The organism is Bacillus sp. M5A3_1b (assembly GCF_053345335.1).
Window position 1 is genome coordinate 1,054,789 of sequence record NZ_JBKEZY010000001.1, and the last position, 12,159, is coordinate 1,066,947.

Consider the following 12,159-nt stretch of genomic DNA (forward strand, 5'->3'; position numbering starts at 1 on the left):
AAAATAAGATATTTTCAGATAACCGACATAATTCTTTCAAAATATACACACACCTTTGTAACAAGTCCCTCCTATTTAAAACGTATTTTCACTATAAACTGATTGTAGATAATGTAAAAAAGGAGTGAATATTCATTATGTCCGACGTTCTGTTACTGAGTCGTTTTCAATTTGCAATTACTATTTTTTATCACTTTTTATTTGTACCTTTGACAATCGGACTTGTTATTTTAGTAGCATGTATGGAAACTCAATACGCCCGCACATTGAATCCAACATACCGTAAAATGGCAAATTTCTGGGGTAAATTATTTACAATTAACTTCGTAATGGGGATTATAACTGGGATTACGATGGAATTCCAATTTGGAACAAACTGGTCTGAGTACTCCAAATATATGGGAGATATTTTCGGATCACCTCTCGCAATCGAAGCACTCGTTGCCTTCTTCTTAGAATCTACTTTCATGGGAATATGGTTATTCGGTAAAGACAAAATTTCACCAAAGTTCCGTGCCTTCTGTATGTGGATGGTTGCACTTGGAACAAATATTTCCGCCCTTTGGATTATTACAGCAAACGGTTTTATGCAAAATCCTGTTGGCTACGTCGTACGTAACGGCCGCGCTGAATTAAATGATTTCTGGGCACTTGTGACAAATCCATATGCTTGGAACATGTTCTTCCATACTGTAATTGGTTGTTATATCGTTGGTGCTTTCTTCGTTATGGCAATTAGCGCCTATCATTTATTACGTAAAAATGAAGTGGAATTCTTCAAAAAATCATTTAAATTTGGTTTAATGTTAGGTTTATTCGCTGCAACTGTTACACCGTTTATGGGTCATCAGTCTGGTGTATCAGCAGCTAAATATCAACCAGCTAAAGGAGCTGCGATGGAAGCAGTTTGGGAAACTGGAAAAGGACAAGGCTTTTCGATTGTTCAAATTCCTGATGTAAAAAACGAAAAGAACTTTGAATTCCTTACTATTCCGAAACTAGGGAGTTTCTTTTATACAAACTCATTTAATGGCGAAATTGTTGGTTTAAAAGATATCCCGAAAGATGAACGTCCAAATGTTAACCTCGTGTACTATAGCTTCCGCTTAATGGTTGCACTTGGTATGTTCTTTATGGCATTAACTTGGTACGGTTTCTACTTAAACCGAAAAGGAAAACTAGAAAACTCAAAACGTTATTTAAAAATTACAATATGGTCTGTTTTACTACCATATATCGCAATTAACGCTGGTTGGATTGTTGCCGAAGTAGGTCGTCAACCATGGACAGTTTATAAACTAATGCGTACAGCAGAATCTGTATCACCTATATCTGTTCCGCAAATTTGGTTCTCATTAATTAGTTTAATCTTGTTCTACACATTACTTTTAATCGCAGACGTATACTTAATGCTAAAGTTCGCGAAAAAAGGACCAGCAGCATTAGAAGAACCTGCTACTGAGGGAGGTGCAGCTCATGTCTCATGATATGCTTGCAATTATCTGGTTTGGTTTATGGGGCGTGATTTGGACAGTTTACTTCATTCTTGATGGATATGCACTTGGTAACGGAATGATTTTTCCTTTCGTTGCGAAAGACCGACAAGAACGAAATCAATTACAAGAAGCAATCGGCCCATTCTGGGGTGGTAATGAAGTATGGTTAATTACAGCTGGTGGCGCAACATTTGCTGCCTTCCCAGTCACATATGCAAATATGTTTAGTTACCTATATACACCACTATTTTTAGTATTACTCGCACTGTTTGCTCGTGCTGCCGGACTTGAATTTATGCATAAAGACGATTCACCAATTTGGCAAAAAACTTGTAAATGGGCATTTACAATTGGTAGTTTCCTAATCGCCTTCTTATTCGGTGTTACGTTCGCTAACCTTTATTACGGACTACAAATCGGAAAAAATGGCTATGAAGGAAATTTACTAAGCTTACTAAATCATTATGGTATTTTAGGTGGTCTGTTCTTCACTGCTATATTCGTCGTATCTGGCGCCCTTTGGGTTATGATTAAAACAACTGGTGAAGTATCTGATCGTGCTTATAAAATCGCAAGACCATTTTCAATGGCAGCTGCTATCATTTTAGCTATTTTCTATGTAGCAACTGCAAATCGTACAAATTTATTCCAAAACTTCACAGAATATCCGGTACTATTTATTCTTCCGGTACTTGCCATGTTAATGAGTGTACTCGCACTTATTATGGTGTACAAATATAAAATAGGTCTCGCATTCACATTCGTTTGCTTAACAATCGCAATGTTTATGACAACTGGATTTGCAGGTATGTTCCCAAGAATGTTACCATCTCGTATTAATGATGCTTATAGTACAACGTTATACAACGCAGCTGGTAGTCAATTAAACTTAAAAATTATGTTCTTCGTTGCAATGGTTATGGTACCAATCGTTATTGGATATCAGCTTTGGAGCTACAGTATTTTTAAAAATAAAATTCATAAAGACTCTGCTAAAGGGTATCACTAAGGTAAAAAAAGACACTTCGTTTGAAGTGTCTCTTTTTGTACGTATGATTTTCGATAAGATGTTATATTTCTAATCTAACAACTATAATACAGAAGAATCATTAACAGCTCACAGCTAGAGTGTAACATACAACAAACATGTTACTTTATGCAATTTTGCATTTTAAAATTATAACGTTGATTGAATAACTTGATCATACGCATCATTATCCCTTACATCCGCCGTACTAATCCCGCTAAACGTTTGTACTTTCATTCCTGTATTTGATGATCCCGATCCATTATAAGCTTTCGTCTTTTCAATCGGCTGTACGTTATATTTATCCCCTACATTAATTGTTCCATTGCAGTTTTCAATAATAACACCTTCCACAACTGCCGGCATTTTGTCACCCACTTTCATTTCTTTACTTTTATTTTATGAAAATCGCCTAGAAAAATAGCATGTTTCAATAAGAAAAAGCACTCAATTTGAGTGCTTTTTCTTTAAGCATAAAGACAAGTTTGGAGACAGTTGACTTCTTCAAAATTTTATTAGGGGTAATATTTTGAAAAAGAAAGCCTTTCATATGTAGGTTAACATCACTGGAATATATAGTAAATTGATAATATTTATACGGAAGATTGCTAATGTTTAGTATAGATACTTTCCACTATATCAACAGTGAAAAGTATCTACATGAAACAATAAAAAGGTGCCTTCAAAGAGGGCACCTTTCATAAACAGACGCTATAAAACAGAATTATTTATTATTATACGATTGTTAGATACAAAAAGTAGAGGGAAATGTTTGTAAGAAATTCTGCTTTATATAGTCTGCCTACCACTTATATTTTAATCCTCTTCACTTGAAAATAAATATAATATGCATAATTACATGAAAAAAAGAAAAGACACTCCATAGAGTGCCTTTTCAACCATTTTACTTTTAATATATCGCCTTACATACATTTTAACATATGTATCCATACATTTTATTGAGAAAATTCAAAATCCTTTTTCTTTCATTTTCACTTATAAAATCATGTAATATAAAAGGTATGTCAAATTCTTATACAAGTCGAGGTGTACTATATTTATGCTGTATTTCGGAATTATTCCTCTTATATTGTTTATTATTTTTCTTATCTCCTATTTAAAAGATCCACGAAAAATAATAAACGGCTTTTTATTTAATACCTTTATCTGTTTTTTCCTTCTTTTTTGTGTAATTATATCTGTGAATTCAAGTAGTGATGTCTTACGCTATATTATAATTTTACCTATTTTAGCACTTCTCATTATGCTTCCTTTCGGTATTATTGCCTTAATGTTTGGGTTATTTCTTAATGCTAGAATTTTAATGAAGCGAGAAGGACGACGTTTCACTAACTGTTTAACACTCCTTGCTGCTTTAGGGATATTATTCTTTATGTTACTTCCTATCATAAATCCAGCAAGTTTGGTCTCATCACATTTAGAGCCTATTTTTGCAGGTATTTCCCTTATAACCGTATATTTCTTTATACACTTATCTAACTTTTTAAGTGCTTATTTTCTATACCAATTCAACAGACCAAGACGTAATCAAGATTTCATCATCGTTCTTGGTAGTGGCTTAATTAATGATAAAGTACCACCTTTACTTGCAAGTCGTATTCATAAAGCAATCGACTTTTACTGGAAACAGACCGCTGTGAATACACCACCAACAATTATATTCTCTGGTGGACAGGGTCCAGATGAAGGTCTTCCTGAAGCAGAAGCGATGCAAAAGTATGCTGTTGAAAAAGGTATTCCGCTTGAACATACAGTGCAAGAAAATCGCTCTGTAAACACATATCAAAATATGTCGTTCTCTAAAGAAATTATGGATTCTTTAAAACCTGAAGGTAAGTATAGAAGTATTTTTACAACGAATAATTTCCATCTTTTCCGCGCTGGTATATATGCAAGACAAGCGGGGCTTAATAGCCAAGGAATCGGATCAAAAACTGCATTTTATTACTGGCCTAATGCAATGATTCGTGAGTATGTCGCAATCGTTGTGATGGGACGTAAACGTCATATGAAAGTTTGCGGAGCTATTTTAGGATTTTCTTTATTCCTATCCGTGCTTAGTTTTATCATTTCTTAATAACCTCCCATCCTTTGAAAGGATGGGATTTCTTATACTCATTTCAAAAATATTTTAAAGATAATATGGTGATAATATTCCCTGCATACATCCATTAAAGGAGAAATTTTTCAAATTAAATGTTAAAATGAAATTTAGGTGTGAATTACGTAACAAATAAGAAACTAGTTTGAAACGAGGAAATTACATGGAGAAAATTATCAAAAACAAGCCCAATAAGCTAAAAATCGCTTCAAAAGCTTTGATGATTATTATTGGGGCATTTATTACAGCATACGGATTAGAAGCTGTATTAATTCCAAATAACGTATCAGACGGTGGTGTGACTGGTTTAAGTATCGTTAGTTCAAGATTATTTGGATTGCCATTAGGAGCTCTAATCGCAGTTATTAACATTCCTTTCGTTTGGTTAGGATATAAACAAATAGGTAAAAGCTTTGCAATTTATTCTATTATCGGGATTGCTTCATTAGCAATAGGTACCGTTGTTATGCACGGAATCCCTACTATTATTGAAGGCGATACACTACTCGTTACAGTTGTTGGTGGTATTATTATCGGTTTCGGTATGGGACTAGCATTACGTAACGGCGGCGCATTAGATGGAATCGATATGCTAGCTGTATTACTTTCTCGTAAGTTACCTTTTGGAACAAGTGACCTTATTTTATTCTTAAACATGTTCGTATTTATTTTCGTATCAACAGTATTCGGTCTTCAAGGAGCTATCCTTTCGGCAATTGCTTACTTTATCGCTTCTAAAGTGATTCATATCGTTGAAGTTGGTTTAAGTGGTTCGAAAACATTTAAAATCATTACGAAAGAACCTGAATTAATGGTAGAAACAATTCGCGATCGTTTAGGCCGAAGCGCAACATACAATGAAGTTTATGGTGGTTATTCAAGAGAGAAATTCAAAGAAATTTCTTGTGTAATTAACCGTTTAGAAGAAAGTAAAATGAAAGACTTGATTAATGAAATCGATCCAAATGCCTTTATTACAGTTTATGACGTAGCAGAAGTAAAAGGCGGTAACTTTAAGAAACGTGATATTCATTAATCATTATGAATAAAGAGGGTGTGCCAACAATTTGGCACACCCTCTTCTTATTATTAAGTTGCAGTCTTTGTCGATAAGTCGATATATTTCAATAATCGCTGATATAATTTTACTCTCCCCATCTTCTTCCTCTCTTAATCCATGCTACATATTTTTGAAAGGCAGTCACTTCATGTTGAAAGCGCAGCGGAACATATAGAAAAAGAGTACATGTACATAGTATCCATAGAATACCTACTACAAAGTGAAATTTCATCGTTGTGCTAATAAGCAAACTGAGGAATAAGACGAGGAACATAATCAAACTAAACCTTTTATATATAGTCATACTAATCTCCTCCTTATAACTTAATTGTACCAGCTACAAGGAATTAATTTCCATAATAAAAAGACCGAAAAGCACATGCTACTTTCCGGTCTCTATAACTATCTTCTCTTCGTAATTTTTCCTGAACCACCGACCCTCGTTTTCGGAGGAGATGTATTCCTTGGCGGCGTTTTAATAGATGATTTCGGCTTCACATCTGATCCGCTCGAGCCACCTGGTGTTTTTGTAATTTTTCCTTTGCTTCCAGTAGAAGGCGGAGGCGTACTACTTCCTTTTTTCGTAATACTTCCTGTATCTCCTACGGAAGGTTTCGAATCTACATTATCGCCTCGCTTAATGATAGATCCTTTCCCTTCCTTCGTAATTGGAGGCGGGGTTTTCTTTTCTTCTTTCGTAGGCGGTCTCTCTGGAATAACCGGTTTATGATTTTGTCTGTCATTATATCCGCGATAATCACCGTATGATGATTTTCGTGAACCGAATATATCGTTTAAAATACTTCCCATAATATATCCTTGCAGGAAGGATGGTTGGTAATTTTGACGGACAAATTCTTTATTACTTATTTCAATTAACGTATCAGAAGGTTTCTCTTTATCCTTTTGCAGGTTATAAATCTTATCAGAATAAACGAGGAACATTTGATTTTCGTCTTCTTTAGATGCTTGCTTCGGTTCTCTTTCATTAATGAGTTCCTTTGCGACTTCAGGAACTGACCGATTGGCGGCCCTATACACGTAAGATTCTTGTTTACCTTCTTTTGCGACAGATTCTAGTGGATAACGGTCTTGAATCGACTTTGTCTGTCCGCCTTGACAACCTGATAAGGCATATCCAGCAACAACAAGTAATAGAACGATAGCAAGTATAGGGATTACGAACGATTTAATCATGGTAAACAATCGGTTTGACATGATTACGCCCCCTTACGTTGCTCTTATAATTTGTACATCAGCAGGAATAATTGCTTCTCCCTCATACATCATTGTGCGACCATTTTGCCATTCAATACGTAATAATTTTCGATTATCTGATTGGAATTCCCATACGTGCTGTTCTTCTGAAGCAGAGAATGGTGTTTTTCCCATCACAACAACACGTCCGTTATATTGCTCTTCCATATGGTACTCCGTATCATCCATTTCAATTGTTGTCGGAATTTCATCAATCGAATCTAAACGACCATCAATTGGTGTATATAATTTGTAATACGTATTTTCACGGTCTTCAATTTTTAAATAACGAATATCTTTCCCGTCTTGCAGTGTTAAAACAATTTCTTTACGAGAATGCATACTCGTTTTTCCAGTTAATTCGTACATGACTAATGAAACTTCAATCATATCGCCAGGAGCTAACGTTAACAAACTCTTCTCCGGTTTCGGCGGTTCTGGGCTCTTCATTATATTTTTAATTCGTTTAAATAAACTCATGATTTACCCCTCCTTCTCTCTTTATAAACAAGCACCTAAAATAAGTGCACCAACGATATGTAATGATCCGGCCAACATCGCATGCGCAACACTGCCTTCTTTCGTACCTTCTTCTAAATCTAAACCGGACATTTTCTTTAACACAAATTCGATAAACATTTCTACCACTAATAAAATAACGAAAGAAACTGCTGATGCAAGTAGTGCTTGCCATAAGTCGTTTGCTTTCGTTATGGATTGAGATAAAATGTACCCTTGCGCGAATAATTTCATAACGAAACGAGTTGTTACAGCTGTATTCCCATTCTTTATTTCTTTTAAATCATTGTATTTAGTAAAAATTGAATCAACCCACATAATTGCAAATAAAAGTACTGCACTTGCTCCAGTCCATACAAGCATGGCTAACACATTTGTCCATGTCATTGCAAAACCTCCTCTAAAAAGTAATAGAAAACCGACATGAATTCTCTTCAGACATGTCGGTTTCTTTGTCTATTCTATATTATTTCTCATACTGCTTCATAATACGAGCTAATTCATCGTCAACAGCAGAATTTTTATTTAAGCTTGCGAATTCATCATCTAATGACTTTTCTTTTTTATAAACTTCGCCACTTGCTTCTGCTTCAGCCTCTAATTGAAGAGCTTTCTCTTCCATACGGCTTAAGCCAGCTTTTGCTGAGTTTGAATCAAATCCAGACATCGCCTGATTAATATTCTTTTGTGCTTTCGCTGCATTTACACGTGCTACAAGTGTTTCACGTTTATTTTTCAGCTCTGTTAATTGCTTACGCATTTCTTCTAGCTTCAGGCGAAGATTATCAGCAGCAGCTTTATTTTGCTCATAGCTTGCTTTATATTCATTCATCTTTTGCTCTGCATTTTGTTTTTCTTCAAGAGCACGACGCGCAAGGTCAAGATTACTTGCTTGAACAGCCATATGAGCTTGCTCTTCACGTTTTTTCACAAGTGCTTCTTGCTCTTCAAATAATATTTTGAATTTCTTCTCAAGTGCAATTTGAGCCGCTACACTTTTCTCAGCTTCTTGTACATCCGCTTGCATATCGCGTAAATATTGATCCGTCATCTTAACTGGATCTTCCGCTTTTTCAATTAATGAATATACATTCGACATTGTTAAATCTCGTAATCGTTTAAATACAGACATTCTAATTCCTCCTATGACTTACCTCATATTTCAAATTCACTACTTGGAAAACTGAAAAATCTCCCTTAACAGTAAAGAATATTCATTTTTACAGCCTATGTGTTTATTATAACAAAACTAATATGTCCTTACATGTTATTTCCAAAATACAGCCAATATAATATGACATTCTTGATACAATATTGTATTTCTAATATATCCTCATTATTTCTCTTTAAAATTAACTTACTTTTGTGCACTTTCACTAAATTACATAAGTGTAATGTTACTGTAAGCTAACTCGATAGTTACGTTGCAATATTTCTTATACACTAATACTAGAAGCAACAAACAAGCTTCTCATCATTTCGGAACTAATACAAAAATGTATTGACTATAAAACATATAAAAGGAGAAATCATCATGAAAAAATTAGTAGGAATCGGATTAGCGGCAGCAATTTCACTTGGAGCATTATCAGGTTGTTCTTTATTAGGAGAGAAAGCAAACGGTTTTGTACTGTACGGATCAGAAGAACAAGTTCAACAAATTACAGATAAAAACAAAAAAGAAGTGAAAGAAAAAGACTTCTATAAAATGAAAATGACTACATTAGAAGGTAAAAAAGTTCTTGTTATGGATAAGAAAACTGGTGAAGAACTGGTGAAGAAAGAGTTACTTAGCAAAGTTGATGAAAAAGACGACACGAAACCACTTGATAAATTGCCAGCTGTAACAGCAGAGCAAGGTATATTATTTGCTAAAGAAAAAGTAGAAAATGCTACACTTGATGGTGCAAAATTAAAATACGAAGGCAATACAATTATCGGAAGTGGCCGTGCATATACAGATATGTATGCAATTGTTGATGACGCAACTTACAGCAATGTAAAAGGTGATGAAAAATCTGTTGGGGTATTAAAATTCGATAAAGACCCAAGTAAAGAATTCCCTGGCTACAACGGCGTAGAAGCTTCTCAACTTGTAAAAATTAAAAAGTAAAACAAAAAAGCTTTGCGAATTCGCAAAGCTTTTTTCTATTTATGAGCAACTTGCTCCATATCCGGACTACAAGTTTGCGACTGACATGACTTATTTAAAGAACATGCTGCGCATTTTCCCTTTTTACTTCTCTTTACAAAATTCACTAACGTATATGCTGCATAACCAAAAATGATAGCTCCAATTATAATATTGACCATCACCCTAATACATCTCCTTCTAGAATCCGAGTAAGGATCCAACTTGGTATATAATAAGCGTTAATACATAAGCAACAACGAGTGGATACACGACAGAGAAAATCGTCCACTTCGCTGATCCTGTTTCACGTTTAATAACAGCTACTGTCGCTAAACACGGAACATATAATAAAATAAAGAACATAAATGCATATGCTGATAGCGCCGTATAATGCGCTCCCATTACATTTCCTAGCACATCTTCTTTCACCGCATAAATAATTGCCATTGTAGAAACGACAACTTCTTTTGCTAAAAATCCTGTTAAAAGGGATGCCGCAGCTTGCCACGTTCCAAATCCAAGTGGTGCAAATAGTGGTGCGATAAATCCACCAATCATCGCTAAGTAACTGTCTCCCATATCAACACCAAATCCTGATGGACCTGCGTAGTTTAATAACCAAATGACAACAGAACCACCGAAGATAAATGTACCTGCTTTACGAACAAATCCTTTCCCTTTCTCCCACGTACTTAACCATAACGTTTTCGCTTGTGGTACACGGTAAGGAGGTAGTTCAATAACGAAAATAGATTTTTCCGCTTTTAAAATGGTAAGAGACATAATTTTTGTAACTAATAACGCAAGAACAATACCTGCAACATATAAAGAAAACACAACAGTTGCCTGACTTTGAGGGAAGAATACTCCCGCAAATAATGCATATACAGGTAAACGTGCCGAACAAGACATAAACGGTGTTACAAGAACTGTAAGTAAACGTTCTTTTTCTTGTTCAATCGTTCTCGCTGCCATAATACCTGGAACATTACATCCAAAACCGATAATCATCGGAATGAACGCTTTTCCGTTTAAACCGAAGAACTCCATAATTCTATCCATAACAACTGCAATTCGCGCCATATACCCTGAATCTTCTAATAATGAAATGAAAAAGAATAGTGCAAAGATTTGTGGAACGAATACTAATACAGCACCAACACCGGCAATAATACCTTCTGTAACGAGTGCTTGAATAAAATGAGAAGCTCCAATACTTGTAAGTCCAGCCGTCACCCAATCCGTAAGCTGGCCACCAAAAAACTCATCTAACATATCGGATAAAGGTGTACCAATCCACGTAAACGTAACCTGAAAAATAAAAAACATAACTGCTAAAAAGATTGGAAGTCCTAAAATTTTATGTGTAATTAATCTATCAATTTTTTCCGAAAAAGGAATTTTCCCTTCTTTCTCATGCCGCATAACATTTGTTTTTAACTTTTCAATATACGCTTCACGAGTTTTGTAAATGTGCTCCTCCAACGTACAATCAAGTTTTCCTTCTAAGCGAGATCGAATGGCTGCAAGTTCCTTATAAATTGGTAATGCTTTCATTTCTTTTTCTACTACTTCGTTATTGCTTAAAAATTGAAGAGCTAACCATCTTGGATGCTTGTAATTCGCTTTCTCTAAAAGAGAAATTACCTGTCCAATTCCTTCATCCATCTGTACACCATATGAAATTATGAATGGCTTTTTCTCGTTTTTGTCATTTTCTTTAAGAGTCGCAAGTAGTTCTTCACAACCTTTTCCGCTTCTTGCAACGACAGGAACGACTGTTACACCTAATAACTGTGATAATCGTTTTACATTAATTACAATGCCTCGTTGCTTTGCCACATCGACCATATTTAATCCGATTGAAACCGGCTTTCCAAACTCAAGTAATTGCAACGTTAAATGCATATTTCTCTCGAATTGCGAAGAATCCACTATATTTAACATATGATGAAATTCGTCTGTTAGTAGAAAATTTGTAACGACACCTTCATCACGCGAAACTGGATTCAAATCATAAACACCTGGTAAATCAATTAATGTCCCTTGCTTATCTTTTAATTTACCAACCTTCTTTTCTACTGTTACACCGCTCCAGTTTCCTACGTATTCATAAGAACCAGTAAGTGCATTAAATAATGATGTCTTCCCTGTATTCGGATTCCCTAGCAAAGCTACCTTATTCACGCTAATTCCACCTTTATCATTTTCGCGTCACAATGACGAATACTAATTAACTGTCCACGACACTCCAATGTACAAGGACCTTTGAACATCGCTTTCTGCTTCATGCGAAGTTCACTTCCTTCAGAAAGACCGAAAGCAGCCAATCTTCTCTTTAGTAAATGATCTAAAGACTGAACGCTTTTTACTAACACTTTCTCACCGATTTTAATATCTACTAAGCTCATAACCTTCCCCCTCAGAAGAGAATGATAATTATTTTCAAAAAAATTATAGCACACTCTATTTCTCTTGTACTATACCCTTTTGCTTCACATTTATTAATATTTCGCTACAATTCTATTTCAATCATTGTCATAC

14 protein-coding genes are annotated in these 12,159 nt (G+C 35.1%); 5 read left to right on the forward strand and 9 right to left on the reverse strand.

From position 1 onward, the window contains the following. The first annotated feature begins 137 nt into the window (after positions 1-137). Both cydA and cydB read left to right on the forward strand, forming a co-directional pair. A complete protein-coding gene (gene cydA, locus ACLBWW_RS05630; protein WP_048541033.1) occupies positions 138-1,487 on the forward strand; it encodes a cytochrome ubiquinol oxidase subunit I in 1,350 nt (449 codons plus the stop codon). Next, a complete protein-coding gene (cydB, locus tag ACLBWW_RS05635; RefSeq protein WP_098047242.1) occupies positions 1,477-2,505 on the forward strand; it encodes a cytochrome d ubiquinol oxidase subunit II in 1,029 nt (342 codons plus the stop codon). Before cydA ends, cydB begins: the two co-directional genes overlap by 11 nt. A 168-nt stretch (positions 2,506-2,673) precedes the next feature. Here cydB and ACLBWW_RS05640 read toward each other — a convergent pair whose 3' ends face one another. Then, positions 2,674-2,907, reverse strand: coding sequence for a spore germination protein (locus ACLBWW_RS05640; RefSeq protein WP_002062565.1), 234 nt, complete (start codon positions 2,905-2,907; stop codon positions 2,674-2,676). A 676-nt stretch (positions 2,908-3,583) separates the two neighbouring features. Between ACLBWW_RS05640 and ACLBWW_RS05645 the strand changes: the two genes are divergently transcribed. Both ACLBWW_RS05645 and ACLBWW_RS05650 read left to right on the forward strand, forming a co-directional pair. Further along, on the forward strand, positions 3,584-4,621 hold the full coding sequence (locus ACLBWW_RS05645) for a YdcF family protein (RefSeq protein WP_048541028.1): 1,038 nt from the start codon (positions 3,584-3,586) through the stop codon (positions 4,619-4,621). A gap of 187 nt (positions 4,622-4,808) precedes the next feature. Then, on the forward strand, positions 4,809-5,681 hold the full coding sequence (locus ACLBWW_RS05650) for a YitT family protein (RefSeq protein ID WP_000411242.1): 873 nt from the start codon (positions 4,809-4,811) through the stop codon (positions 5,679-5,681). Between the two features lie 109 nt (positions 5,682-5,790). Here the strand turns inward: ACLBWW_RS05650 and ACLBWW_RS05655 are convergent, their stop codons facing one another. The 5 genes from ACLBWW_RS05655 to ACLBWW_RS05675 all read right to left on the reverse strand — a co-directional run bounded on the left by ACLBWW_RS05655 (position 5,791) and on the right by ACLBWW_RS05675 (position 8,613). Continuing rightward, positions 5,791-6,009: a hypothetical protein gene (locus ACLBWW_RS05655; RefSeq protein WP_048541026.1), complete on the reverse strand. Its 219-nt coding sequence runs from the start codon at positions 6,007-6,009 to the stop codon at positions 5,791-5,793. A gap of 98 nt (positions 6,010-6,107) precedes the next feature. Continuing rightward, entirely contained in the window at positions 6,108-6,923 is an 816-nt protein-coding gene (locus ACLBWW_RS05660) for a DUF4247 domain-containing protein (RefSeq protein ID WP_000071201.1), read from the reverse strand. Between the two features lie 12 nt (positions 6,924-6,935). Beyond that, positions 6,936-7,442: a DUF4178 domain-containing protein gene (locus ACLBWW_RS05665; protein ID WP_000051749.1), complete on the reverse strand. Its 507-nt coding sequence runs from the start codon at positions 7,440-7,442 to the stop codon at positions 6,936-6,938. A gap of 21 nt (positions 7,443-7,463) precedes the next feature. Next, the gene (locus ACLBWW_RS05670) at positions 7,464-7,868 is read right to left on the reverse strand and encodes a DUF350 domain-containing protein (protein WP_000220323.1); all 405 of its coding nucleotides are present in this window, start codon (positions 7,866-7,868) and stop codon (positions 7,464-7,466) included. A 79-nt stretch (positions 7,869-7,947) separates the two neighbouring features. Beyond that, positions 7,948-8,613, reverse strand: a complete 666-nt coding sequence (locus tag ACLBWW_RS05675; protein ID WP_000110287.1) for a PspA/IM30 family protein — start codon at positions 8,611-8,613, stop codon at positions 7,948-7,950. A gap of 402 nt (positions 8,614-9,015) precedes the next feature. Between ACLBWW_RS05675 and ACLBWW_RS05680 the strand changes: the two genes are divergently transcribed. Further along, entirely contained in the window at positions 9,016-9,594 is a 579-nt protein-coding gene (locus ACLBWW_RS05680) for a lipoprotein BA_5634 family protein (RefSeq protein WP_048541022.1), read from the forward strand. 35 nt (positions 9,595-9,629) lie between these two features. On the opposite strand, the gene ACLBWW_RS05685 is transcribed toward ACLBWW_RS05680, so the two are convergent. From ACLBWW_RS05685 to ACLBWW_RS05695, 3 genes are read right to left on the reverse strand one after another with little or no spacing between them, the layout of a single operon-like run. Continuing rightward, positions 9,630-9,797, reverse strand: a complete 168-nt coding sequence (locus ACLBWW_RS05685) for a FeoB-associated Cys-rich membrane protein (protein WP_000989599.1) — start codon at positions 9,795-9,797, stop codon at positions 9,630-9,632. A 16-nt stretch (positions 9,798-9,813) separates the two neighbouring features. Next, entirely contained in the window at positions 9,814-11,802 is a 1,989-nt protein-coding gene (gene feoB / locus ACLBWW_RS05690) for a ferrous iron transport protein B (protein ID WP_048541019.1), read from the reverse strand. Beyond that, positions 11,799-12,026: a FeoA family protein gene (locus tag ACLBWW_RS05695; protein ID WP_000060518.1), complete on the reverse strand. Its 228-nt coding sequence runs from the start codon at positions 12,024-12,026 to the stop codon at positions 11,799-11,801. Before ACLBWW_RS05695 ends, feoB begins: the two co-directional genes overlap by 4 nt. Between the last annotated feature and the right edge of the window lie 133 nt (positions 12,027-12,159).